This window comes from Pelotomaculum sp. FP, from assembly GCF_004369245.1.
Taxonomy (GTDB): Bacteria; Bacillota; Desulfotomaculia; order Desulfotomaculales; family Pelotomaculaceae; genus Pelotomaculum_C; species Pelotomaculum_C schinkii.
In genome coordinates this window covers 1-25,254 of the sequence record NZ_QFGB01000063.1, presented here as the reverse complement: position 1 = coordinate 25,254, position 25,254 = coordinate 1, and the positions used below count along the sequence as shown (strand labels likewise).

At 49.8% G+C, this 25,254-nt stretch carries 21 protein-coding genes, 1 pseudogene and 2 riboswitches; of the genes and pseudogenes, 7 read left to right on the top strand and 15 right to left on the bottom strand.

Annotation, left to right across the window (positions count from 1 at the left end):
- Positions 1-150 precede the first annotated feature (150 nt).
- The 4 genes from Psfp_RS18070 to nrfD are packed head-to-tail and all read left to right on the top strand — an operon-like array spanning position 151 to position 4,671.
- Complete coding sequence (locus Psfp_RS18070; RefSeq protein ID WP_134219918.1) at positions 151-1,155, top strand: hydrogenase small subunit; 1,005 nt, start codon at positions 151-153, stop codon at positions 1,153-1,155.
- Between the two features lie 14 nt (positions 1,156-1,169).
- Positions 1,170-2,615, top strand: coding sequence for a nickel-dependent hydrogenase large subunit (locus Psfp_RS18065; protein WP_134219917.1), 1,446 nt, complete (start codon positions 1,170-1,172; stop codon positions 2,613-2,615).
- A 41-nt stretch (positions 2,616-2,656) separates the two neighbouring features.
- On the top strand, positions 2,657-3,472 hold the full coding sequence (locus tag Psfp_RS18060; RefSeq protein WP_134219916.1) for a 4Fe-4S dicluster domain-containing protein: 816 nt from the start codon (positions 2,657-2,659) through the stop codon (positions 3,470-3,472).
- Between the two features lie 32 nt (positions 3,473-3,504).
- Positions 3,505-4,671 (top strand): NrfD/PsrC family molybdoenzyme membrane anchor subunit, encoded by a 1,167-nt coding sequence (nrfD, locus tag Psfp_RS18055; protein WP_134219915.1) that lies wholly within the window; start codon positions 3,505-3,507, stop codon positions 4,669-4,671.
- Positions 4,672-4,805: 134 nt separating this feature from the next.
- On the opposite strand, the gene Psfp_RS18050 is transcribed toward nrfD, so the two are convergent.
- The 7 genes from Psfp_RS18050 to ychF form a co-directional block, all read right to left on the bottom strand.
- Positions 4,806-5,048, bottom strand: a complete 243-nt coding sequence (locus Psfp_RS18050; RefSeq protein ID WP_134219914.1) for a twin-arginine translocase TatA/TatE family subunit — start codon at positions 5,046-5,048, stop codon at positions 4,806-4,808.
- A gap of 39 nt (positions 5,049-5,087) precedes the next feature.
- Complete coding sequence (locus Psfp_RS18045) at positions 5,088-5,432, bottom strand: phage holin family protein (RefSeq protein ID WP_134219913.1); 345 nt, start codon at positions 5,430-5,432, stop codon at positions 5,088-5,090.
- A 203-nt stretch (positions 5,433-5,635) separates the two neighbouring features.
- Positions 5,636-6,700: a nicotinate-nucleotide--dimethylbenzimidazole phosphoribosyltransferase gene (cobT, locus tag Psfp_RS18040; protein WP_134219912.1), complete on the bottom strand. Its 1,065-nt coding sequence runs from the start codon at positions 6,698-6,700 to the stop codon at positions 5,636-5,638.
- A gap of 117 nt (positions 6,701-6,817) precedes the next feature.
- Positions 6,818-6,995: riboswitch (cobalamin riboswitch) on the bottom strand.
- 64 nt (positions 6,996-7,059) lie between these two features.
- Positions 7,060-9,708 carry an S-layer homology domain-containing protein gene (locus tag Psfp_RS18035; RefSeq protein WP_192895521.1) on the bottom strand — a complete coding sequence of 883 codons (2,649 nt, stop codon included), beginning with the start codon at positions 9,706-9,708 and terminating at the stop codon, positions 7,060-7,062.
- Between the two features lie 234 nt (positions 9,709-9,942).
- Complete coding sequence (locus Psfp_RS18030) at positions 9,943-10,848, bottom strand: radical SAM protein (RefSeq protein WP_134219910.1); 906 nt, start codon at positions 10,846-10,848, stop codon at positions 9,943-9,945.
- A 56-nt stretch (positions 10,849-10,904) separates the two neighbouring features.
- Positions 10,905-12,524, bottom strand: coding sequence for a thiamine pyrophosphate-binding protein (locus Psfp_RS18025; protein ID WP_134219909.1), 1,620 nt, complete (start codon positions 12,522-12,524; stop codon positions 10,905-10,907).
- A gap of 554 nt (positions 12,525-13,078) precedes the next feature.
- Positions 13,079-14,179, bottom strand: coding sequence for a redox-regulated ATPase YchF (ychF, locus tag Psfp_RS18020; RefSeq protein ID WP_192895520.1), 1,101 nt, complete (start codon positions 14,177-14,179; stop codon positions 13,079-13,081).
- Positions 14,180-14,329: 150 nt separating this feature from the next.
- Here ychF and Psfp_RS18015 point away from each other — a divergent pair, with 150 nt between their 5' ends.
- Complete coding sequence (locus Psfp_RS18015; protein WP_192895519.1) at positions 14,330-15,748, top strand: metallophosphoesterase family protein; 1,419 nt, start codon at positions 14,330-14,332, stop codon at positions 15,746-15,748.
- A 21-nt stretch (positions 15,749-15,769) separates the two neighbouring features.
- Here the strand turns inward: Psfp_RS18015 and Psfp_RS18010 are convergent, their stop codons facing one another.
- From Psfp_RS18010 to thiD, 5 genes are read right to left on the bottom strand one after another with little or no spacing between them, the layout of a single operon-like run.
- Positions 15,770-16,393, bottom strand: coding sequence for an MtnX-like HAD-IB family phosphatase (locus Psfp_RS18010; RefSeq protein WP_134219906.1), 624 nt, complete (start codon positions 16,391-16,393; stop codon positions 15,770-15,772).
- Complete coding sequence (gene thiE / locus Psfp_RS18005) at positions 16,390-17,016, bottom strand: thiamine phosphate synthase (RefSeq protein ID WP_134219905.1); 627 nt, start codon at positions 17,014-17,016, stop codon at positions 16,390-16,392. The genes Psfp_RS18010 and thiE overlap by 4 nt, the downstream gene beginning before the upstream one ends.
- A complete protein-coding gene (gene thiM / locus Psfp_RS18000; protein WP_134219904.1) occupies positions 17,007-17,810 on the bottom strand; it encodes a hydroxyethylthiazole kinase in 804 nt (267 codons plus the stop codon). Before thiM ends, thiE begins: the two co-directional genes overlap by 10 nt.
- The gene (gene cytX, locus Psfp_RS17995; RefSeq protein ID WP_134219903.1) at positions 17,791-19,008 is read right to left on the bottom strand and encodes a putative hydroxymethylpyrimidine transporter CytX; all 1,218 of its coding nucleotides are present in this window, start codon (positions 19,006-19,008) and stop codon (positions 17,791-17,793) included. The genes thiM and cytX overlap by 20 nt, the downstream gene beginning before the upstream one ends.
- Complete coding sequence (thiD, locus tag Psfp_RS17990) at positions 19,001-19,813, bottom strand: bifunctional hydroxymethylpyrimidine kinase/phosphomethylpyrimidine kinase (RefSeq protein ID WP_134219902.1); 813 nt, start codon at positions 19,811-19,813, stop codon at positions 19,001-19,003. Before thiD ends, cytX begins: the two co-directional genes overlap by 8 nt.
- 98 nt (positions 19,814-19,911) lie before the next feature.
- A riboswitch (TPP riboswitch) is annotated at positions 19,912-20,019 on the bottom strand.
- 290 nt (positions 20,020-20,309) lie between these two features.
- Between thiD and Psfp_RS17985 the strand changes: the two genes are divergently transcribed.
- A complete protein-coding gene (locus tag Psfp_RS17985) occupies positions 20,310-21,161 on the top strand; it encodes a hypothetical protein (RefSeq protein ID WP_134219901.1) in 852 nt (283 codons plus the stop codon).
- A 7-nt stretch (positions 21,162-21,168) separates the two neighbouring features.
- Here Psfp_RS17985 and Psfp_RS17980 read toward each other — a convergent pair whose 3' ends face one another.
- Positions 21,169-22,980, bottom strand: coding sequence for a polysaccharide deacetylase family protein (locus tag Psfp_RS17980; RefSeq protein ID WP_192895518.1), 1,812 nt, complete (start codon positions 22,978-22,980; stop codon positions 21,169-21,171).
- A gap of 525 nt (positions 22,981-23,505) precedes the next feature.
- Between Psfp_RS17980 and Psfp_RS17975 the strand changes: the two genes are divergently transcribed.
- Entirely contained in the window at positions 23,506-23,706 is a 201-nt protein-coding gene (locus Psfp_RS17975; protein ID WP_243120778.1) for a hypothetical protein, read from the top strand.
- A gap of 28 nt (positions 23,707-23,734) precedes the next feature.
- Here Psfp_RS17975 and murI read toward each other — a convergent pair whose 3' ends face one another.
- Entirely contained in the window at positions 23,735-24,532 is a 798-nt protein-coding gene (gene murI / locus Psfp_RS17970; protein ID WP_134219898.1) for a glutamate racemase, read from the bottom strand.
- Positions 24,533-24,822: 290 nt separating this feature from the next.
- A pseudogene (locus Psfp_RS22350) lies at positions 24,823-25,254 on the bottom strand (hypothetical protein); the annotation flags it as partial.

The window sequence follows — 25,254 nt, the reverse complement described above, 5'->3', positions numbered from 1 at the left end:
TTATGGAATATATAAAAAATCAAGATATAGAGGAAAACCAAAAACCTGATAATTTTACACTTGGAGATTTTTAAGCTGCTTTAGCGGCTATTACAACCAACCTGCTTCAGCAGGTTGTGGTTGAGTTCATTTACAGGGAGGGATAAGGACTTGAGTTTAACCAGGCGTGAATTTATTAAGCTATGTATGAGCTCTGCGGTGGGGGCAAGCCTGCTCACAATTGTCGGACCTGATCTTGAGAGAACACTGGCTCTGGCAGCCGATGGCAAACCCCCGGTGATCTGGCTGCAGGGGGCCAGCTGTACCGGATGTTCCGTATCATTGTTAAACAGCGTTGACCCCGCAATTGAAAAAGTACTTCTCGATATTATCAGCTTAAAATATCACCCGAATATTTCTGCCGGATCCGGCCACCTCATCGCTGAGATCCTGGACGAAGCCGCCACCAAATACAAGGATCAGTTTATACTGGTTGTTGAAGGCGCCATCCCCCTTAACAACGACGGTGTTTATTGTACCATCGCTGAAAAGGACGGGCGGGAAATAACCATGCTGCATGCGGTAAATGTACTGGGTAAAGCGGCCAAGGCCGTGATTGCCGCCGGCCAGTGCGCATCATACGGAGGTATTCCCGGCGCAGCCCCCAATCCCACCGGAGTCGTGGGAGTAAATAAGATCGTTGACGAAAAAAAGGTGATCAATATCTCCCTGTGCCCGATGCAGCCGGACCATTTCCTGGGCACCGTGGTATATATATTGACATATGGCCAGATCCCGGAACTGGACAGGTATGGACGGCCCAAGATGTTTTTCCCGAAACCAATACATGAAAGCTGCTTAAGGCGTGAACATTTTGACGCAGGCAGGTTCGCGCGTTTCATCGGAGATGAGGGCTGCCTGGCCCTGTTGGGATGCAAGGGCTTTGTGGCTATGTCTGACTGCCCCACCCGCGGCTGGAACAACAACGTCAACTGGTGTGTCAAGGCCGGCGCCCCGTGCTATGCCTGCTCAGAACCGACATTCCCCGATATGTCCTCACCAATTTACGGCGTTTATCCCTTAACGAACAAAACAGCGGCTGCTGCAGCCTATTTGAATCCCCAGAAAACAGAGTTTTTGGAAAAGAACAGAGCTAGCAGAAAACTTGCTGAGTGAGGTGAAATGAAGCAGTGGTACAACGTATTATTATTGATCCGGTAACCCGGATAGAAGGGCACCTGAAAATTGAAGCAGAGATTGAAAACGACCGGGTCATTGACGCCAAGTCGAGCGGCACTCTATTCCGCGGCCTGGAAATAATCGCCAGAGGGCGGGATCCCCGCGACGCCTGCCACCTGGTCCAGCGTATCTGCGGCGTCTGCCCCATCGCGCACGGTACTGCCTCCATCTTGTGCCTGGACGACGCCTTTAACGTCACCCCGCCTGCCAACGGCAGGATTTTGCGCAACTTGATTCAAGGCTCAAACTACCTGATGTCACACATCCTGCACTTTTACCATCTGACCGCCCTTGATTACGTTAAAGGTCCGGATACCGCCCCTTTCATCCCCCGGTATGAGGGTGACTACCGGCTGCCCAAGGAAATCAACGACAAAGCCGTGGAGCACTATATCCAGGCTTTGGACGTCCGCAAAAAGGCGCATGAAATGGGCGCCGTATTCGGGGCCAAAATGCCGCACGTTACCGCCTACACGGCAGGCGGGATAACGGAAACCGTCACTCCGGAGAAAATTAGTCAGTTCAAGACTTACCTGGAAGAAATAACTTCCTTTATCAACAACGTATATGTCCCGGATGTCCTGGCTGTAGCAGGCGCATATGACGATTGGTTCACCATCGGAGCAGGCTGCAAAAACCTGCTGGCCTACGGCGCTTTCCGGTTAACCGACCAGTTGGACCCGGATGGACAACAACAGCTTTTCAGGCGCGGTATCTACACCAAAGGCCAGTACGCGCCCATGGATCCTAAAAAGATTACCGAGGAAGTTAAATATTCCTGGTACGACGACAAATCGACCGGCAAATATCCCGGGGATGGGGCGACCGTACCGGCGCCGGGCAAAAAAGACGCCTATTCCTGGCTCAAAGCGCCGCGTTATGACGGCATGCCCTATGAAGTCGGCCCGCTGTCGCGGCAGGTCGTTAACAAACAAAGAGAGGTTATGGAACTGGGAGATAAAGCATTTTCGGTTTTGGGCAGGCACTTCGCCCGTGCACTGGAAACAAGCCAGGTGGCAGCGGCCATGAAGGAATGGCTTGACCAGTTGGCGCCGGGCCAACCCTGCTATGAACCCTTCGACATTCCCAAGGAAGGGTCGGGCATGGGTCTGCACGAGGCGTCCCGCGGCGCCCTGGGGCACTGGATTACCATCAAAGATTACAAAATTGAGAACTACCAGGCTGTGGTGCCTACAACCTGGAACTGCGGCCCGCGGGACGACCGCGGCCAGCGCGGTCCGGTCGAGGAGGCCCTGGTGGGAACACAGGTGAAAGATCCGCATAACCCGATTGAACTGGTGCGTATCGTCCGGGCCTTTGACCCATGCATTGCCTGCGCGGTCCATGTACTGGAAATCAAGGGTGTTTCCAAAGAACCGATGAGCTTTATCGTTTAATTACGATGTATTAAGTCCGAGCGGAAATAGGAGGTGCAAAGATGTCCAATGGCGTTTTGGTAGACATTAGCAAATGCATCGGCTGCCGGAGCTGTGTGACAGCCTGCAAGACATGGAATGACCTGCCCGTTAAAACGTCCCAAAATACAAATCAGTGGGACGCCCCCGTCGATCTCGATTCCGATACCTGGACCAGGATTAGCTGCCACATTGTCGGCGAGGGGAACCAGCGCAAGTGGCGGTTTGTCAAAAGGCAGTGCATGCACTGCAACGAGCCGGCCTGCGAGTCCGCCTGCTTTACCCATTCCTTCGAAAAGACCGAGGAAGGCGCGGTTATTTATAAACCCACCGAATTGGACAAGGATTACTGCGTGGGTTGCCGCTACTGCATGATTGCGTGTCCCTTCAACATACCCAAGTTCCAGTATGAAAAAACGTTCCCGTACGTCCAAAAATGCCGTTTTTGCTACGACCGCCTGCTGGAGAACGAACGGCCCGCCTGTATCACCGCCTGCCCCACCGGCGCCTTGAAGTACGGCAACCAGGAAGAGCTCCTTGCCGAGGCCAGGCAGAGAATAAACAGCAATCCCGGCTACGTCAATCAAATCTACGGGGAAAAGGAATACGGCGGCACATCCTGGATGTATATTTCAGACGTACCGTTTGAACAGCTTGGTTTCCGCACCAATGCAACGCAAAAATCGATACCATCTTATACCTGGGATGTGCTCAAGTGGACTCCCTATATTTTTGTCGGCTGGGGCGCTCTGCTTACGGCAATGAGATTCTTCACCAAGCCGAAAGAAGAGGGGCATAATGAAGCCGAAATGTACGCTCCCGTTGATCCCAAGGAATAAGAACTATTTTTAGATACTGGAGGTGAGAATAGGTGTACGGAAGAAACTGGAGTTTTAGAATTACATGGTTTAGAATACTGCTCATACTATTTGTACTTGGCGCGGTTGCGGCTGCCTTCTACCGTTTCATCTACGGCTTGGGCGCGGTAACCAACTTGAACAATGATTGGCCCTGGGGCCTGTGGATCGGCTTTGACCTCTTATGCGGGATCGCTCTGGCGGGCGGCGGTTTCAGCACAGCCTTGATTGTACATGTCCTCCATAAAGATAAGTATCTGCCCATCGCTCGCGCCGCACTGTTAACTTCCTTGTTGGGATACATTATCTCCCTGGTCAGCCTCTTCCTGGATATCGGTAGATGGTTTAACTTCTGGAGGCCTTTCTTTTACTGGGGTTTCCACTCGGTGTTGTTCGAAGTGTTCTGGTGCATCTCACTTTACACAACAATCCAGGTCCTGGAGTTTGGTGACATCTTCTTCGAGAAGGTGAAGTTCCCCGCTTTGAAAAAGATCCTGGGCTACATGATGACGCCGCTGTTGATCCTTGGCATCGTCCTGCCCAGCCTGCACCAGTCCTCCCTGGGTTCGCTCTATATCGTTGCAGTTGATAAACTCTATCCCCTGTGGTGGTCCATGCTGATCCCGTTCTTCTTCGTCTGGTCCGCTTTCTTCCTGGGGCCGGCCATGGTCACCGTTGAAGGCACCCTGGCGGCCAAAGCTTATGGAAGGAATCCGGAGTTGCCTGTATTCCAAAGCATGACCAAGGTGACCATGTGGATGATGATCATTTACTTTATCGTCAAGATGATCGATCTCAACTACCGTGGTGTGTTCGGGATGGTTTTCAACGGTTCTCACGAGAGCAACATGTTTTTAATTGAAATGATCGTCTTTATCCTGTTACCGATTTTCATGTACGCCATCCCTTCCATCCGCACCAAGCTGTGGGGGGTTGTAACGGCTTCTCTCCTGGTGGTAGTAGGTGTTGTGTTTAACCGTATGAATGTGGTGTTCACCGGAATGGCCAAGAGCGTGGGCAGCAGCTATTTCCCCAGTATCTGGGAATTCCTCATTACCATCGGCATGTGGAGCTTCCTGGCATTAGCGTACTTGTTCATCGTTGAAAATTTCTCGATTCTGCCCAAGGAAGAGCATACCCCCAGCACAACCAGGATCTACGATACCGGCTTCCACGCTTAGCCAAACCGGTTCACTTCAAACTTTCAAGAAATTCATAAAAAATCAGGAGGCTGTGCAGTCCCCTGATTTTTACTTCACTAAGATATAAAAATAGCTATCCATTACTGAAAGCCTCAAAACCTATTCCGCCTTAGTTAAGGCTTCTTTTGGGCTTCTGTAGCAGTTGTCCGCGGTTGCGTAGTCTCTTCTTCCACTTCTTTTTTGGCTTCCTTGTCTGACTCCAGCACCTCATCCCACCCCGACATGGATGCCCTTCTGATCTCGTTTAAGGTTCTGCCCAGAGCCTTTCCGACTTCGGGAATTTGTTTGGGACCAAAAACTACCAGCGCTATAACCAGGATTAATATTATCTCAGGCATACCCAAACTGGGAAACATAAAAAATCCCCCCACCCGTTATCCCTGGCAATAATTTGTTTAGTTTTCCGGTTGAAAAATTCCGTTTAAGACCCAACTGACCATACTGGTGATGATGGCGCCCCAAAACGCTCCCCAGAAACCGTATACTGTAAAACCGGGCACGAGCCAGGAAGCAAGCCAAAAGGCCAGGCCGTTTATGATAAAGATAAACAACCCCAAGGTGAAAAAAGTAATGGGCAACGTAAGGACAATCAGCACAGGTTTGATCAAAGTATTAACCACACCCAGGACCAGCGCGGCGAGCATTGCCGAAAAAAACCCTCTGACAGCAAAGCCGGATACCAGAGCATCGGCTATAATCAGGGCCAGACTGTTTAGAATTAGCTTAACTACCCAATTCACCGGCGCTCACCACCTCAGCAGTATAAAGCTGCTTTTATTTTATTTCCCTCCGGCAGGGATCCTGCAGTTGTTTCTTAACTACTACCTGTAAGTAATAGTATAACACAATAGAACCATATCAAGTTAAAAATATAACTAATCTGAAATTTAATACAGATCGCACCCACATTGACTAGTTTTCATCCGCTACTGGCGCCGCGTTCTTATTTCAGTATTTTATCTTCTTCCAGGTCGGAGACGCCGGCTTCGTCAAAAGAAGCCATCTCCCGCATTATTTTCGTGGCAGCTTCAACCAGGCTCATGGTTAGAGCGGCTCCCGTTCCCTCCCCGAGCCTCATTTGCAGGTGAATCACCGGGCGCAGGTCCAACAGGTCCAACATAAGGCGGTGTCCCTGTTCACCGGACAGGTGGGAGGCAATCATATATTCGCGGGATTTAGGCTGCAGTTTGAAGGCCACCAGGGCTGCCGCGGTGGTTATAAATCCATCAATCAACACAGGCGTCCGCCTGGCAGCGGCCCCCAGGATCACACCGGCCAGACCGGCGATCTCAAGCCCGCCGACTTTTGCCAGAACATCCAGGGCGTCTTCCGGATCCGGCCGGTTTTTTGCGAGCGCCCTGGCTATCGCGGAAATCTTCAGTCTCATAACTTCGTCGTTGACCATGGTCCCGCGGCCGGTCGCCTCTTCAGCTGTATAGCCGCCAAAGGCTGCCAGGATAGCGCTGCTCGGGGTGGTATTGCCGATCCCCATATCTCCTGTAGCGAGGAGGCTGCTTCCCGCGTCAATCTCGGACTGGGCTACCTCTATCCCCACTTCCAGGGCCTGCACTGCCTCATCCCGTGACATAGCCGGGCCGGCGGCAATATTCCCGGTACCTGCCCTGACCTTGCGCTGTACAACACCCGGCAAGGCGGCGGGCGTGAGAACACCGACATCGACCACAACCAGTCTGGCAGCAGCGTGCCTTGCCAGAACCCCTATTCCAGCTACACCATTTACCATAGCCTGCATCATTTGGACGGTAACTTCACGGGGCGCTACGCTCACACCTTCGTCGACCACTCCGTGGTCCCCCGCCATGACGATAACCGATTTCCCCTGAACGCGGGGTTTGGCTTTGCCGGTAATACCGGCCAGGCGTATTGCCATCTCTTCCAGTACGCCGAGGCTCCCCGGCGGCTTGATTAAGCTGTCCAGCCGTTTCTGCGCCTCTTCCATGGCCTTGCGATCCAGGTCTCCAATTTGATTGATGGTTTGATAAAGCATTGTTTTTCAACCTCCCTAATATAGTTAGAACTTGGAATCAGCTGAGGAAAAACAAAAATCCACAGCCTCATCAGGCCGTGGATTTTACCATCATCCATCGGATACCCCTGCAAAGCAGGGTTCGTGGACACAACAGGCAGGTCTCCTGGCTCACATTCATCACACATCGCACCTTCCCGGCAAACTGCCAGTGGCAAACTAGCGATAGCGCTCCTGTTTACAGTGGCGGGACCGCTCAGGACTTAAACCTGATTCCCTATTCTCCCCAGCGGGCACCTGTTGGTTTAACACGGTAATAATTTTTATAAAGATTCAACTTTAGGCATATATATTCCTGCTGTGTAAGGCAGAAATATTTTCTATTTTTCAACCCACAACTTAAGCACCCGGCTGACCACCACCGCTGTTTCCGCACGGGTTGCCCCGTCCTTGGGCCTGAATAAGCCGCCTTCGCCCTGCAATAAACCGGCGCTGGTAGCTTTGGCCACCGCAGTCCTGGCAAAATCGGGAATTGCTCCTGTATCCTTATACTTTAGCTTTTCGTCTGTCTCCTGCAGCGCCAGCGCCCGGTTGATCATAACAGCCATCTCACTTCTGGTAATGCATGAATCCGGCCTAAAGGTACCGTCCGGGTAACCTGAGACGACTCCGTTGGCAACCGCGGCAGCGACAGCGCTGCTGGCCCAGTCTGGTATGCTGTCCTTAAAGGCCGGTAACTTTTCCACGGCCGGCCACTGCAGGGCTGATGACAGCAGCTTGACAAACTGAGCTCTGGTTACGGCCTGACCGGGTAGAAATGTGCCATCGGGAAAACCGTTGGCCACCCCGCGCGCCGCCAGGTCGTTGATGGCCGCTTCGGCCCAGTGCTTGCCGGTATCCTTGAAGGACGGAAGTCTCCTATGGTCATCCACCAGGACCAGTTGGCCAAACCCCCATACCCGGGCGCTAATTGTTTTCACCTCACCCTGGTCATCCAGCCTGGCAGGCTGCTCTTCCCATTTTTTAGTGGAATCATCCCACATCAGGATGGCCGGACGGCCAGTTATTGTACCGGGTTGATAATCCCAACTCAGCCACCAGGGGGCCTTGAGATCAGCTTTCTCCCCAGGCGCCGGGCTTACCGTTATTGCGCCGAGGTTGATGCAGTCCGCCGGCAACCCGGTAGTCTCAGCGGCATAAGCCAGCCTTATCGTGGCCGGCGCTGATACGCTTGACGCAGGGAACGTAACATGAATCCAGCTATCCAGTCCAGCAGATGATTCCTGCTCTGGAAGGGCCTGCAGTTCTACCCAGGACGGTTTAACAGTAACCGGTATCGATGTGCTCAACCCCTGGAAGGTGGCCTTAATTTCACCTTCAGCAACCTGATCTGTCGCGGTAAAGCTGCCATCCGCAATCTTACCTATTGAACCGCTGATGGTCCATGTGACATCCTGGAATTTTAAATCAAAGGTATCACCATAAATTGTATTCACCTTTGCCGACAGGGGAACCTTCTCCCCAGGCTTAACAGTAATAGCCGACGGTGTTACAGCTAAACTTAATAGTGACTCCGGCCCGACAACCTGCACATTCACCGAACTCTGTACGTTATCCAGCTTGGCCGTCACGGTTACCGTACCACCTTGCTTAGGTATTAAAACATTACCGGTAAAATCACCTGAAGGAGTTGCGGACCATTTTATGTCGGCTGGTTTAATACTTACAGGATTGTAGTATTCATCATACCCTTTGGCGCTAAATGAAGCTTGTGTTCCGGCAAGAGCCAACGACGGCCCGCTTACAGCCATGCCGTGCAAACTGCCCTGCGGCGCTGTCGAAAAAACGCCTATAGCATCTGCAACTGATCGCAAGGAAGAACCCTGTGGTTGATTGATCAGGCCGGCCTCGAAGTCACCCAGGCTCCGTGCGGCCATGGTGGTGGAACCACCACCGTCCAAATTAACAGCTCTCCAAACCCCGATTGAAATCAAAAATTCAGCCAACTCCTCCTGGCTCATACCCCTGCTGATTATAGTCCCGTCGGCAGCAGCCTTCCTTTCAACCGCCACCAGGTAGAGAGTCTTGCCGTCACTTGATACACCAACCGCCGTCCGGGCGACTTTACCAGAAATATTCTGGGTAAAGTAGGCAGGCAGGTGGCCATCCTCAACCAGCAGTGCCTGTCCGCCCACCGCAGCCAGGAGTTTGTCTCCCTGAGGGGCCACCGAGTAGCTGGCGTCAACTTTTGTACCCACCGGCATATTGTCGGTTATGAATTGGGCTGCCAGGCCATGTCCCTGCAGGACAAAACCATCCTGCGGGATCGTTACGCCCGGTTGGTCGGTTAAGACCTGCTGGACAACTCCGTTCCTGACCACTGCAACTTTTACCCCGGTGAGGCCGGATATTTTACCCCTGCTGGTGGTACCCCACAGCGTTGTGTACATATTCAGAGCATCCACATCAGATGAAAGTCCGTTCATCAAGAGATAACCAGGCTTGTTGATTCCGGCCAGCGGAAAACTTTTACCGGCTTCTGTAACCACCTGGCCGGTAAAGTTGAAGATTTCCAACAGCGGCAGTTTATCTTCGGTAATGCCAAATCCATACATATCATTACGCAAGGCGGGGCTCTCCACCAGTTGCCCGCCTTGATAGGCTAAACCGATGGTCCGGCCGCTTTCCGCCATTTGAAAGAAATCTCCATTGATAGCGGCCACCGCCCCGGTACGCTTGGCCATATCCAGCACTGACTGGTTCTTATTGAGGGTGCCGTCCGATCCGATGATCGTATCAATTTTAACGTAAGGATTGGAGAGATCTGCTTTGAGGACATAAACGTTCAGCGGTCCCTCGTTAGTATTCAGGTTGATGCTATGTAAAACAACCCCCTGGGTGATGATTTCCTCAGTGACGTTGTTGCCGTTCACCTGATAGGCGTAAGCCTGAAGGGGCGCAACCAGAGACAATAGTATGGATACCAGAACAATATTTCTCATTATTCTTCTAACACTTTTAATAGACAAAAGAATCCCTCCCATTACAACTACCTTGAAAACATTTCGGTCGCTACAATGTGCTCAAATGTAGGTGTGAATTCATTCGCACAAAAGCCACATTAGGCGCCCAAGTGCGGCGCTGACGCGCCGTTATGCAATTGAAATGGCGCCTAACATCACTTAGTTGGTACGTGACGCCGCGATAGCGGCATGATTTTCTAACTAATTAATTACGGTTCACCATATCGCTTGGCGGGGTTGTCACCCGCCGTTAAGCCTGGTCAAACCGGCCTCTCTGGCGGCCTGAACCGCCGCCGAATACTCCTTTCTGCTAATTCTTTTGTTTAATTCGGGATGGTCAAAGGCCTTGTAGGCCGGATAATACTGGTCCATAACATTGACAAAAGTATCCTTGGATATTTCTTCGGCTATAAATTCCATGATTTTTTCAGTACGGGCCAGGTTGCCGGGCATGACCAGGTGCCTTACCAGCAGTCCACGGGTGGCAATCCCCCGTTCATCTATAACCAGGTCACCGACCTGGTTGTGCATTTTTTTTACGGCCTGCCTGGTTACGGTATAGTAGCCTGCCGCGCCTGAATACTTTCGCCCGGCGTCATCATCTGCAAACTTTATATCCGGCATATATATATCAATAATGCCTTCCAGCAGGTCAAGCGTTGCCGGCGTGTCGTAACCACCCGTGTTGTAGACGATCGGAATTGTCAGCCCCATGTCAACAGCTACAACAAGCGCTTCCAGGAACTGGGGAGCAAAGTGACTCGGCGACACCAGGTTGATGTTGTGGCAGCCACCCTCCTGCAGTTCCAGCATCATTTCGGCAAGTTCCCTGGCAGAAACCTCATCACCATAACCATATTGGCTGATGTCGCAGTTTTGGCAGAAAACACACTTCAAATTGCAGAATGCAAAAAATATTGTTCCTGACCCTCTGGAACCGACCAGCGGCGCTTCCTCCCCAAAGTGAGGGCCATAACTGCTTACCACGGCATTCCTGCCCCCTTGGCAGAGGCCCAGTTCCCCCTTGAGGCGGTTGACCCGGCAGTACTGAGCGCACACCGTGCAGTCGGCCAGCATGTCAACGGCATTTTTAGCTCTTTTTCCCAACTCTCCGGTTGTTAATTGCAAATAGGACCCTTGGCTCATAATTATTCCTTTCAAACAAAAGACCCGCGCGGGGTCATTATCCTCAGGCGATTTATTTAGGAGAGGAGCGTTGTGCCGGGAACCGCCAGGTCGGAGGTATAAACGTCCACAAGTGACGGTCGATTGCTCTCTATAGCCTCTTTGAGAGCGGGCTCAAGGTCGGCAGAGTGCGAGACTTTCAGGCCCAAACCACCGCAGTCGTCAGCATACCTGGCAAAGTCAGGATTGTGCAGGAAGGTCCCCTCCGGTACCAGCCCGCCTGCCGTCATTTTGTTCTTTTCCATGGCCAGGGAATGATTGTTGACGACTACTACCGTAATAGGCAGGTCATACCTGACTGCTGTAAGAAAGTCCGACATGGTCATAGCAAAGCCGCCATCGCCAACCAGGGCAATCGATTTCTGGTTGGGCCTGTTAATCGCCGCCGACATTGCTGCCGGCAGCCCATATCCCATAGTCCGCCATTTCCCCGACAGCAACACCTGCTGCCGGACGGGCTGAAAAACACGCCCGAACCAGACCGTATGATCCCCGGTATCCAAACTGATAATGGCATCGTCCGGCGCCGTATTCTGCAAGGCCCGCATTAAAAAGGCCGGGTGAACGGGTGCGCCGCTGACGGCAGCTTCTCTCTCCAAATCTTCCAGCCATGCGGAGATTTCGTCTTGTATAAACTTGAGCCATTCCTGTTTGGAGTTACCGTCGAGGCCTGTTATCAACTCCTCTATAATTTGTTCCGCAGCGCCCACCAGGCCATAGGAAACCGGGGTGGTTGACCCCACATTAGCAGGGTTGATGTCAATCTGAATAATCGGTATACTCTTTGGAACATACTCATGAGGCCACCAGTTGGCGCCTACAATCAGGCACAGGTCAGCTTGCTGCAGAATTTTGGACGAAGCCGGGCTGCCGGCATGACCCAAACCTCCGGCGTAAAAGGGGTGGGATCTTGCTACCACACCCGTACCGGCCAGGGTATCGACCACAGCGGCGCCCCAACGCAAGGCCAGTTCGCCAACAGCTTCACTTGCCTTACGCCCCCCGGCTCCCACCAGGATAACCGGACGCTGCGACCCGCGCATGATTTCCTGGGCTCCTCGCACCACCTCAGTTGATGAAGCGGGTTCTGTATGCAAATACGGGGCGTACGGAATCGCAGCTTCACCGCAAGGCATGGGGAGTACGTCCATGGGAACACTGACATGGGCTACCGAGCGGCCAGCCACTGCAGTCCTGAAAGCACTTTCCATAACCTGGGGTAAAGCTGACGATTCACATAGCAATGCGGAATAAGCCGCCAAAGGGCGCATCAGTGACTGCTGGTCTATGTATTGCTTGGCATTTGAGCCGATCTGCCGGCGGTTTACCTGGCCGGTGATGGCAAGTACCGGGACGTTGTCGACACAGGCATCCGCCAGGCCGTTCAGCAGGTGCAGCGTCCCGGGACCCCCGTCAGCTATGCAGACACCCACCTGGCCGGTCAGCTTGGCCTGGGTTGAAGCCATAATAGCGGCAGTTTCCTCATGCTTGACATGGTAAAAATGCACTTTATCCTGATGAGCCAGAGCATCCATGATGTAGAATATATCATCACCGACCAGACCGTACGCATTGTGGACACCCCAAGCGGCCAGTTGCTCCAGAATAGCCGCGGCCACATTTCTTTGCGTTGGCAATGGTTGACCTCCCTGTATCTCTTAAGCATTTACAGATATTATTTCTGCAACCATGCGTATTTACTCAAAGATAAACAGGAAGTTCAAGTTATCACCATGATTGGTATTGGTCATAACTGGTTCTCGAAAAGCCTCTGGGGTAGTGGGCTGGGGGTTATCCTCCGCTCTCTTCGCAATTCTCCATTAGTAAAACTAGAGCATCATACCGACCGCATCAACAGACAGCCATCCGGTAACTACGCGCTATTTAAGCTTTTCTGCATGCAACGCACGCGCTAAGGAACGCACCCAGGTGCTCCGTTCGCTCCGGATACCCCCCAGCCCGCAAGTCAAGCCTTTTCGAGCAATACTCTTGTCTTCATTGTCACTGCCAGTATGCATTTTTATCAGTGTTACGATTTAATTGCGATACCCTCAAATTAATATTGGCTGCAAAACCAGGTTGCAATTAATGCGCATCCACATCTGAATGCATGAGGATTTTTAGGATGTCCTTATCAATATTGACGCTGAATTTGGATGGATGGTTCAGCCGGATGTTGAAAAATGTAGAATTAAACATTAAACCTGAAGTTTATGACGTCCCCATCCTGCACGATATATTCTTTGCCCTCCAGGTGGAACAGGCCCCTTTCTTTGATCTTGCTCATGCTGCCGGTCTCTTTCAGGTCTGCGTATTTGACAACTTCAGCTTTGATGAAACCCCGCTCAATATCCGAGTGGATTTTACCCGCCGCCCGTTTAGCGTCGGTCCCTTTTTGAATAGTCCAGGCTTTCACCTCATCCTCTCCAACAGTAAAGAAAGAGATCAGCCCAAGGTACTCGTAGGCGGCGCGCGCCAGGCGGTCAATTCCCGACTGGGCGATACCCAGGTCTGCCAAAAACAGCTCTTTGTCCTCGTCGGGCAGCTGGCTGATTTCCATTTCAATCCGCCCGCTTATTTCAAGGACAGGCAGGCCCCTTTCTGCGGCATAGGAGAGAAGCTCACTCTTGAAGGGGTATTCTTGTGCCTTAAACTGCTGTTCATCAATGTTGATAACCAGCAGTAAAGGTTTTTCAGTCAGGAAACTATAATTTTTCAAAACCATCCTTTCATCGGCGGTAAGCTCCAGGTTGCCTATGGGGCGCTCTTCTTCCAGTGCCCCGAGGCATTTTTCCAGCACTTCGAGCTCGATCAGGTTTTCTTTCTTGACCTTTTTACCGCCTTTAATACGTTCTATCCTTCTCTCAACGATCTCCATATCCGCAAACAGGAGTTCCATATGTATGGTCTCGATGTCCCGCAAAGGATTAATATCATCGTCCACATGCGGCACATCCCGGTTCTCAAAAGCCCGCACCACATGGGCAAGCATGTCCACATTGCGGATGGCGTTGAGGAACTGGTTGCCCACTCCTTTTCCCTGGCTTGAGCCGCGTACCAGTCCGGGTACATCGCTGAAATGGATTTGAGCATAGGTAGTCTTGCGGGGCTTATACATACTACTAAGCAGATCCACCCTGCTGTCCGGTAACCTGGCCATACCGGTATTGGTTTCCGCTTTGCCGGTTAAAAAATTGGAAGTCTCCGCCCCCGCTCCCGTCAGAAGGTTGAAAATTGTTGTCTTCCCGACCATTGGAAGACCAATCAGACCACAATTTAGATTCATATTCATCACCCAAGTAGTAGTTTATCACCAGTGCCATTGATTTACAAACTGGTTTTATTTTGAATAGCCCGCTCTTGGCTTAATCCCCGTTCAGCGTCTGTTTACATTCTGTAACCCTCGTTAATAGAATAATAAAAAATGAGGAGAAACGGGAACATGGGTTCAAAGATTAAACTCACAAATTCTACCGGTACAAAAATTACCAACGAAGAACTTTGTACCTTGGGTAGTCAACATGCCGTCATCACCTGGGTAACCCCGCAACAACGTGCGGATACCTCCATGTATATTGGAGAAACGCCAAAACACCTCAAAAAACAAACTTTTGCCTTGGATTCAGAATTTCACTATTTAGAAATGTATAATCTAAAACCATCCACCCGCTACTGGTACCAGGTGGAAAGCAACGGCGTCAAAGGTTCTCTCAATTCTTTTACAACCTTGCCTTCGCCAAAGGGGAAATACCTGTTCAGCTTTGCTGTTATGAGCGATACCCATATCAACTACGGAGAAGTCGCAGAAGATATCAATGAGATATATTTTGGTAAACTTGTGGATTATGCAAATCCTCTCTTAAGCCAGTGTATTCTGGACAGTAAGAGAAGGAATATCGACCTGGCCGTCATTACCGGTGACCTCACCGACACTGCCAGCAGCCTTCAGTATTTGGGATTGAGGAATCAGCTATTGCCTTACTTTGGTGATACACCATATCTTCTTTGCCCCGGCAACCACGATAAATACACAAAAAATTCCGGCTTGGGTGAACAGGGCTTTCTAAATAACCTGACCAACAGGGAAAAAACTTACACAAGCATGGTGTTTAAAGATTATCTGTTCCTGCTGATCGACTCATGTAAACCGGATAACAATTGGGGCGACATTGATCCTGTTCAGATGCAGTGGATTGAAAGCATGTTGACAACAAATAAAGACCGGCAGGCTTTCCTGTTTCTTCACCATCCCTGTAACGGCCCGGACTTGTGGTTTGGTATAAAAAACAGCCGGGAGTTTCTGAGGCTTACCCGGTCCTTTCCCAATATACAAGGTATTTTTTGCGGGCATATACACCGCAATTATGTGAGCGTCAACCGTTTCATGACCGGCAACCGCCCGTATGTGGAAGTTCCGGCAACCGTTCAGTTTCCCTGCGCCTATGCCATTGTACAGGTATATGAAAACGGCTTTGCATACAATTCATATAAAGTAAGCAGGCTTGATTTATCAGAGATGTCCCGGGAACGGTTTATTCTAAAAAAAGGCGGGAAAGCAATTCTAACCAGGTACTGTCTGGGCCGTATCGGCGATCGTAGTTTTTCTTATTTTAATGACCAATTATTCCGCCCCAAGCAGTATGAAGTATCTGTAACACTGGATCATACGAAGGCCAACGAGCTCTATGAACATGCCCGGGCTATCGATGGCGCCAGCCTCATACCCGCATACGATACTAAAAAAGCTAAAGTCATACTTGGCCGTTATGATTCTCTGCATTTGACAACTGAAGCATTTCGGCAGAAATTTTTCCGTTACGGCGCGTACGCCAGGATTATGGAGGTTGGTAATGAGAGTTGAGCAATTTTGCGATATATTAGCTTAGGCAATGTAAGCTAATATATCTGCAAAAGTCTCATAACGAATGGTTTTGATTCCTTTTTCAAGACAATAGTTATATAAGTCTCCTTTGGCAAACACAACATCGGCATGCATAGCAGGACATGTGTCGGAATAGCCATCTCCTATGTAAACGGCCTGGCTTCCCTGTTCCTTTAACGCCGTCATCAGTTTCGTTTTGCAGGTTCCGCAATTCCCGCATGATTCATTGAAGTGGGAGCATTCTATTTTGAAGCCCTGGTCGTACACCATTTTATTGGCGTAATAAAGAGCCTCTATATCATATTTTTTAAAAACTGCTTCAATACAAAAGTCATAACCATCACTCAGCACAAATACCTTATAGCCTTTTTCCCGGCAGACACTCAAAAATTGCTTGAAGAAATGATCTATCTCCATTTTTTCCATCAACCCGGCAATGTCGTCGATACCAGCCCGGAAAAGCTGAAAAGTCCGGTTGGCGCACTCCTGCGTTGACAATTCCTTGCGTTCCCACTTTTCATTTATTTCTTTCCAGCCCTCTGCGGCAAAAGCTTCGACCATGGCCGCACAGGTATCAACCTTTGTTATTGTGCCGTCGAAATCAACAAAAATTGTCTTTTTCATTTTACCTTCCACAATTCGGTAATATTTTTGGCGGCTTCAGCTATATCCTGGTTCCCCAGGATGGCCGAGATTACGGAAATCCCATCCACACCCGTCTTTTTTACTTCACTGATATTGGTTATACCTACTCCTCCGATAGCCACTACCGGCATCGACACGCGTTCCTTGATCGTTTTCAAGGTTCCGAGCCCTATTGGCAAACCGGCGTCCGCTTTGCTTCCTGTTGCGTAAACCGGGCCGGCCCCCAGGTAATCCGCCCCATTTTTCTCGCCAAACAGCGCTTGTTCAAGATTGGAGACGGAATAGCCGATTATTTTGTTAGGACCTATAATTCCTCTCGCGATACGCAGAGGAATATCATCCTGTCCGATGTGCAGGCCATCCGCATCAACGGCAAGGGCGATATCGAGCCTGTCATTAATAATCAGCGGGACGTCGTACGAGTTGACAAGGTCTTTCAATCTAACAGCTAAATTATAAAAATCCCGGCTGGATATATCTTTTTCCCTGAGTTGAATCAAACTTGCCCCGCCAATAATCGATTCTTCCACAGCTTTGAACAAATCCCTGCCGCCCAGAATACCTCTGTCTGTAACAAGGTAGACACTGTAGTCTACAGGCATTCAATTCTGCCCCCTTTCAATATGTCTTCCGCAGTCATCCCGTATACGTAATCAAACAACCTGACCCTGAAGGTACCCGGAAGTTCCTTTCCCATAGAACCGGCAGTCATTTCCCCGGCCAGCCCCATGGCCATAACAGCAGCGGCGCACGCGACCCATTTATCCTCTACAGCCCCGGCAGCGGCGGCGACCAGGGCGCCAACCATACAGCCTGTCCCGGTTACCATTCTCAACATTGGAGTCCCATTATGGATCAGGCAGGTCCTTTCGCCATCCGTAATAATATCCGTTTTACCTGTAGCTGCCACCACCGTCCCGTATTTTTTGGCCAGGCGCACGCAAGCCTCAACTGCGTCATCTCCCTCATCTAAAGAATCAACCCCCCTGGCCATGCTTTTGTAGCCTGCAAGTGACTTGATTTCAGCTATGTTCCCTTTAACTACAGTTATTTTCGCGTTTTCAAGGAGTTCCCTGGAGACATCCATTTTCCGGGTGATGACCGGACAGGCAACCGGGTCCAGCACGACCGGTTTTTGCAGCTCTGTGGCCTTTTTGGCTGCCAGCACGGCGGCGACTTTTTGCTCTTCAGTCAAGGTCCCAAGGTTGATATAAAGGGCGGATATAAACCCGGCAAATTCTTCCACCTCGGCCCCGACCTCACACATGGCCGGCGAGGCGCCGCAGCACAACAGGATGTTGGCGCAGTCATTGATTGTTACATAGTTTGTAATAGCCTGGACGAGCGGCGTTTTATCCCTGACAGTATTGATAGCGCTAGCAATTTTGTTTAGCATATTTATCTCCTTTCAAAACAAGTTGTTTTATAATTAACCGCATTAAAACATATACCACTGCGGTAACTGCCATTGCTGGAATCGTCGAGCCGATTAATAAATCCATACCGGCAACGGTGTAGTAGGTGATTACACCAGTTATAGCCGCGACAAAACCAGTAATATTGAAAGCATCCATGGAGCGGTTATCTTTATAGATAAAATAATCCATTAACACAATTGTAAATATTGGCGCAAATAGGGACCCGATCATGTAAAGGAAATTTTCGTACTGTTCCATAGGAAAGAACATTGCCAGCAGCGTACCCAGGGCTGTAAAAAGCAGAATCAGGTTCTTCCTTGAAACGCCGGGTGAGATATTGCTTGTTGACATTACCGCGGAGTATACGTCAAGGAAGGTTGTGGTGACAGTTGATAAGATCACGATAAAAACAGCTGATATGCCCAGGTTCAAACCGGCCATAACCCCTATGGGATCCGGCGTTCCCGCATATGTCGCGGACAACAGGCCAATGATATACATAAAGGAGCTGCCCAGAAAATATCCGCCAAAGCTGCCCCAGAAACTCCCTGCCTTGCTTTTGCCCAGCATGGTATAATCGGAGATTAACGGCAGCCACGTCAAAGGCATGATAATGCTTAATTCCAACGCTGCGCCAAAGGTAATACTGGAAGCAAGCTCTTGCGCTTCGCCTCCTTGCAATACTGCCTTTAACATCAACACACATAGTAATAATAAGAGCGCTACAGCAACATTGTTAATCAGATTAATTCCCCGGTGTGCGTTAAACGCCCAAATCCCCACAAGAATTCCAATAGCTATAACCAGTACAGTGAAATTATCAAAACCAAACAGTCTCCCTGTGATAGACTGCAGTGATCTTGTACACTGGATCAACATAATGGCAGTCCAACCGACCAATTGGATGATGTTAAACACTGAAATAATGTACGAACCATACCGGCCGAGAGACAGGCGGCTCGATTTGAGGGATGGACTTTTCTCCCTGAAACCAATAATACCCACCAATGCCAGGATCAGCGTGCCAATCAGGTGCCCTGCCAGGATTACCGCTATCCCTTCCTTGATGCCAAGGGGCGCAATTAAGCTGCCCGTCATAATTTCGGCTAGGGACACGGCTGCGCCAAACCAAAGGGCAAACTGGTTAAGACCCCCCACTGTACCTTCTCTATTCATTGAACATACCAGCCTTTCGATATAAGTCATAAAAGTGGCCGGTCGGTCCAAACCCGCGGCCAAGTTCTATTGCGTGCAATATTGCGCCGTTGATATAATCCTTTGCCAGCGACACCGCTTCCGGCACTGCATACCCCCTGGCAAGGTGAGCCGCTATCGCCGATGAAAAGGTACACCCGGTACCATGCGTGTTTTTTGTGTCTACCCTCGTCCCCTTATAGTACTTAAAGCTGCTGCCGTCATAAAGCACGTCTACCGCATCTTCTGTAAGATGGCCCCCCTTGACCACTACACAGCCCGGTCCAAATTCGTAGATTTTACGGGCCGCTTTTTTCATTTGCTCGAGGCTTGCGATCTTATCGTCGGTTATCAGCTCTGCCTCGGGAATATTTGGCGTTACAACTGCCGCTATGGGGAACAACACTTTTACCAGCTCTTCTTTCGCTTCCGGACGCAAAAGATGATGACCGCTTTTGGAAACCATGACCGGATCCACAACTACATGCACAGCTTTATGCGCCCTCAGACAAGCCGCAATGACGTTGATGATTTCACCGTTTGACACCATCCCGATTTTTACCGCGTCAATTTCAATGTCAGCAAACAAACAGTCAATCTGATTTCTGACAATATCAACATCCATTTCCCTGACATCAACCACGCCCGTGGTATTCTGCGCCGTCACTGCCGTAATCACACTCATACCATAAGTACCCAGCGCGCTAAATGTTTTTAAGTCTGCCTGTATTCCTGCTCCGCCGCATGAATCGGAACCCGCAATTGTTAATGCCACTTTTGTCTTCATCCTTTAGACCTCCTCGCTTATTTCTTGTATAGAAACAGCGTCCCCTCCTTCGCAACAGAAACAGCCCTTTACCTGAAGAAGGCAAAGGGCTAACGATCCAAATAGAAAAGCAGCATCCCTCCGCTGGCATTACCCAGTTCAGGTTCATTGGGTCAGAACGCACTGTTCTTTCTCAGCCGGATTACCCAGCTCCCCATGCATATATGAAATTTAAATAACAGGGCATAACTACCCCAGTTCCTACCTTGGATTCTAAATTATAGTAAGGACATTATAACACATTATTTCATTCATTGATATATCGATTCTTTAAGACATAATTTTATTTTACAAAAAAATCAAGCATTCCTGCAAAAGTACCATGTTTTTACATTCTATCACTCAAAATATTTTATGTCCTTTTCCTGAAGGTGTTGTATAATAATCAATGGCTAAAAATACAAACACAAAGGCGGCATAGATTTTTCCAGAATAATACTTAAGAGGAGTTGGCTTTGTGAAAGAATGGCATGTTGAGGATGCCGGTGGCGGCTGTCGCGCTTTTTCAGAAGTTTTGGTGCTTGTATGCGAGGAGTCAAGAGAAATATTTGCCACGGCCCTGCCCCTGACCTGGGATGACGGGTTCAGCCTTGAGGAAAAGGCATGCAACCAGCTAACCGGCCTGATGGAAAAGGCAGGCGTACAGAAAAATGACCGGCTGGTGGTGTGCTCCGGCAATATTTTCAATACTTTTCAACATTGGTTGACCGAGAGCGGTTACACCTGGGATATAGGAAAAATGGACGGGCTTGCCCATGACCTCGCAGAGTATTTTTTCCATACCCAGGCGGTCCAGGCCGGCTTTCCTCCTGAACTCCAACTGGTTGAACGTAATTACCGGGAATATTACAGCCTTATTGAAAAATGGATAGGGGCAGATCCTGGACGCCAAGTCTTTTGGAAAGATCGTAAGGTCAGGCGCAAACCTGCCGAAACCCGTTACATTCTTAAATGCAACGGTAGCCACACCCGCTCCTGCCAGCAGTGCCGTCAAAAAATCAGGCCATATTCACCGGTTGTCGTCTACCGTTACAGGGAAAACGGCCACCGCATACGCAGGTACTTCCATCCTGCCTGCACCCCGGTGACACCTCTAAAGAGTACGCTGGAAACGTTTGTAGCAAACTGGAACGCCTCCAGGCTCGAAGGGGTAATTCTGAACGCCAGGGACGAAAAGAGGACTTGTTCGATCTGCGGTCAGGTTGTAGGTCCGGGCGACCGCACGTTTTATGGGTACATCGGTGATCAGCTCATTGTTGGCCACCCCGCTTGTTTTAAGGAAGAAAAGGACGCCGTGCGTGGAGCATAGCGTCCTTTTAATCTTGATACACCTCCAGGTGTTTTTCTACTTCATTCGAGTTGACTGTCAGGTAGAGCCATCCGTCGTCTTCCTGGACGGCTGTTATATTTTCACCGATGACGACATGATTGCTGTCAGCCCCTACGTATACAGCCACTGTCATGTCCTTCAATCCGTCCGGGTTTTCAAGATGGACGGCAAAACCGTTGCCCTCCAGTTTTTCAATCTGCCACTTGGTAGCGGCATGCCGGTTGAGAAAATCAGCAAACCGGCTCATCGGCTCAACCCTTAGCCTGCCTTTCTCCTGCTCAGCAAGCGCTTTATCTTCCAATGCCCGCATTGCATCCAGTTCAAAGGGCACGTATGAGGGATGCGTATAGACCATGCGGATTGACCTTTCCTGCGCTGAGAATTCTACCAGGTCCTCCAGCCACTGTTTGACTTCCCCTGGGGACACATGTCCCCTTTCCATCTCCTCAAGGGAGGCAAATTGCCGGTAAGGGGTAATGGGAAAGGCCCAGGTTGTTCCATCAGTCGGTTTGTCATCCAGTAGCGGCTGAGTGGGGCTGGAACCGGTGTCGCCAGCAAAATAATAGGCTTTAACCCCCATTTCTTCCAGCGCCTGATTAACCCAGTAAGGGTGATTACCACCGGGGGCGCTGTATTCCACAACTTTTTTGCCGGTAACCGCCTCCAGCGCCTCAGAATTCCACCTGATTAGTTCCACGACTTGATCCTGTGGCAGGTACTGCATGTTATAGGCAAAAAAGTTGTGCGCCCAGCCACCATGCGAGCCGATCTCACCATAATCCTGCAGCATTTCCAGGAGCGGTCGCCCCTTAAGCTTGTCCTCAGCCGAAAAACCCATATGATCGCCCAGTTTATAAGTATCCGGACCGGCCGTAATATGTATGGAAAAAGGAAGTTCTTTTTGGAAAATACCCTGCGTCATCATAACTGTTAAGGCCTTGAAGTAGGCGCCGCTGCATACATGCAGGTTGAAGACTAATCCTCCCGCCCCACCAGGGCTGTTGACCAGGCGAGGCAGGCGCGCCTTCTTAATTAGGAAACTGCGAAGAACAGACCTGATCGCGAGGTCATCCGAGCGCAACTTGTACTTGGCCAGGGGCAGGTTGGCGTATACTACGGTTCCCCCGCCGCCATACTGCTTTTCTGTGATAACCGGCACTTCCGAGCCGTCCACCCGGTCAAAGGCCACAATATCGGCATCCTGGTTAACAGCTCTGGCGTGTTCATACTTCAGCTTCCCGTAGGAATAGCTGTTGACGGCATTGTCTCCATCCAGTTTCCCGGGTGTTATCCCCCATTCACGGCCCTTGCCGGCTGAAGAAAAATACCAGAAACCGGAATAGGTTGTCTGCTGGTCCTCCGGCGCTTGCTGGTAATACTTGACTCCGGCTAATTCCGACAACAGTCCTGCCTGGCGAAGTTCCCCCCCGGCTGTTCTTGTGGCCGGATCCAGGACCAGCAAGACGTCGTGCCCATAGCTGCGGACATAGGAACTTATAGCTTGAGAAAGGTCCTCAGGCATAGTCGCATTGATAACTTCGGGGACTATCAAGGCATCATAATTAATTTGAATTTCCCCTGCACTATTAACCAGGTCACCAGGTTTGACCACCTGGCAGGGGAACCCCTCTTCCTTCAAGATCTGCTCGTAAGCTGAGAGCAACAGTGTATCCTGTTCGGACTTCAATTCGCCTGCAAGAACGCCTACACGAATCGTCTCGTTCGGCTCCGCCCAGGAATTATGGAGGATTTCCGTTGGAGTAAGCAGCAGTGTAAATAGGTAAACGCATATAAACAATATAATTATTTTATAGTTACCATTCATTATTCAGCAGGTTCACCCTTTTCTGGTTTAATCGATAGTATTATTCATAAAGCCTAAACTCTATTTTACTCCATATTCGAATAGAATGTAAAATAGCGTTTATAATTAAAAAAGCTTTGAATAATACGTAATTAACTATAGCTGTCTAGTTTTTTAACCCTTGCTTTGACATAAAGCATGTGAATAGTCGCACAAAAGACCGGCGTCTATTGTCCGGCCCGGAAATACCTTGCTTTTTTGCCGCATCTTTAGCAGCAGGCCCCATGCAGGTTTCCTTTCTCCTTTTATTTTAGTAGATTTTGGGTATTAAATGCTTATAGGTCCTTTTTTTGGTTAAACCCAACAATAATGACTTCCACCGCTGCATCTATGTTTGTAATATTGTACAAAAATATAAATTTTTCATGAGCAAGCAGGAAATTCAGCTCCAATACAGAATTATTTGTATAGTTATTATATTTAATTTATACGAACTTGACAATGAGAGAAGGGACTGTTATGGTACACTGCCTAAGCAGCAGGGAAAAGCAGATCATACAGTTTATCCGCGAACTGGGGTGGGGCGACATGAAAATTAGAGTTGAAAATGGTCAGCCGGTACTGATCTACGAGGCTATCAAGACGATCAAACTTGATGAAGAGCCGGCCCAACCGCACAAGAATTACCAGAAAAAGGTACAATCTAATCGCTTTAAATAAATGCCGGCCCTTAAGGGCCGGCATTTATTTAAAGTCTAACCTGCTCCACTACCAGCTTGCGATTCCCCCATAATAAGCGCACTACTCTTTGCACTTCCTCCTGCTCACCGCTCGTAAAGAAATGCTCCCGGCCGGACGCCCTTATATCCGCAGCGAGATTACCGCCTTGCAACAGTCTCGCAACTTGCCGGGCAACTGCGGCTCCAGAATCAATAACAGAGACCCCGCTATGGCTCATCTTTTGCACAAGCGGCTTCAGAAAGGGGTAATGCGTACAGCCGAGCACAATGGTGTCAACCCCTCTGGCCAGCAGCGGGTCCAGATAGCGGGCAAGTAAAGTCCTGGTTTCAGGGCTATCCAACTTACCGACCTCAACCAGTTCAACCAAACCCGGACAAGGCTGGGTATAAACCTCAACTGTCTCCCCAAACCGCTCTACTAACGAATGGAACCTTTCCCCTGCAAGCGTCACTCCGGTTGCCAAAACTCCAATTTTTCCATTTTTGGTTGCGGCTACAGCCGGCTTTACAGCCGGCTCGAGCCCAACGACGGGAACAGTGATACGCTCCCTAACCGCATCCAGGGCAGTGATTGAAGCTGTATTACATGCCATTACAATCAACTTTACACCTTTGGAGATAAGAAAATCACAGATTGTAAAAACCCTGTCGCGTATGATCACGGGCGGTTTTCCACCGTAAGGACAGTAAATTGAGTCGGCGTAATAAATCATGTCTTCCCCGGGCAGGAGGCGCCGGACTTCCTTCATCACAGAAAGACCTCCTACGCCGGAATCAAAAAAGCCTATTGGACCTGTGCAGTTCACTCAAAACACCTCGTTCGGCTGGAGTCCTATCTTTATAATAGCGGGATCTTAAGTATTGAACAAGTCAAACGATTTTACAGCAGCTTACAACCGTCAACACTTATTTTTTAATTACTTTCCGCAGCCTTTTTGCCCTCACAAAGCCGTATAAGGTTTTATAACCACATGGCGAAAAGCCTTATATAACAGGCTTTTCGCCATTTTCTTCTTATACGTCCCCATAAGATTTTACGGGGTCGCTTTGTAAGGTTTGATAACAATATTGCAACACGATAACACTTTTCACGGTGTTACCGTTCCATATCCCGGTTCTTTTTCGGGGGCCTGCCGCGCCGTTTTTTCTCCGGTTGGGAAGGTTCCTTGTGGCTTTGGTGTACCGCCTTATGGTATGGGGCAAGCACTTCTTTTTTTCGTTCCAGCCGCACATCGACATACCGCTCCGTGACCGCATTTAGATTGCTGGACAAACCCAACTGTATGCCGATGCCGTTTAAGGTGTGGCCTAAAATCTCGCCCACGGTGTAGAAGTCGCCTGTTAGCTGGTGCATGTTGGTGGCTGCCGAATGCCGCTTATGGGGAGCTCCCCATAAGCGGCATTGAACGAAACCGCTCCGCGGTGGATAGAAACCCAAGATAGTATCAAAGCGAAATGATCCGATCTGCTCATAGTAGATACAAAAGTCATGGCTAACACAAAACAACCCCTTTAAAATGAGAATGCG

Excerpts from the sequence above, each read along its gene's own strand:
- Psfp_RS18060 (WP_134219916.1), top strand. The coding sequence starts at position 2,657 with ATGTCCAATGGCGTTTTGGTAGACATTAGCAAATGCATCGGCTGCCGG.
- thiE (WP_134219905.1), bottom strand. The coding sequence starts at position 17,016 with ATGCCTGTAGACTACAGTGTCTACCTTGTTACAGACAGAGGTATTCTG.
- Psfp_RS17975 (WP_243120778.1), top strand. The coding sequence starts at position 23,506 with ATGGTACACTGCCTAAGCAGCAGGGAAAAGCAGATCATACAGTTTATC.
- thiM (WP_134219904.1), bottom strand. The coding sequence starts at position 17,810 with ATGCTAAACAAAATTGCTAGCGCTATCAATACTGTCAGGGATAAAACG.
- Psfp_RS18015 (WP_192895519.1), top strand. The coding sequence starts at position 14,330 with ATGGGTTCAAAGATTAAACTCACAAATTCTACCGGTACAAAAATTACC.
- thiD (WP_134219902.1), bottom strand. The coding sequence starts at position 19,813 with ATGAAGACAAAAGTGGCATTAACAATTGCGGGTTCCGATTCATGCGGC.
- ychF (WP_192895520.1), bottom strand. The coding sequence starts at position 14,179 with ATGAATATGAATCTAAATTGTGGTCTGATTGGTCTTCCAATGGTCGGG.
- cytX (WP_134219903.1), bottom strand. The coding sequence starts at position 19,008 with ATGAATAGAGAAGGTACAGTGGGGGGTCTTAACCAGTTTGCCCTTTGG.
- Psfp_RS18050 (WP_134219914.1), bottom strand. The coding sequence starts at position 5,048 with ATGTTTCCCAGTTTGGGTATGCCTGAGATAATATTAATCCTGGTTATA.
- cobT (WP_134219912.1), bottom strand. The coding sequence starts at position 6,700 with ATGCTTTATCAAACCATCAATCAAATTGGAGACCTGGATCGCAAGGCC.
- Psfp_RS18010 (WP_134219906.1), bottom strand. The coding sequence starts at position 16,393 with ATGAAAAAGACAATTTTTGTTGATTTCGACGGCACAATAACAAAGGTT.
- Psfp_RS18030 (WP_134219910.1), bottom strand. The coding sequence starts at position 10,848 with ATGAGCCAAGGGTCCTATTTGCAATTAACAACCGGAGAGTTGGGAAAA.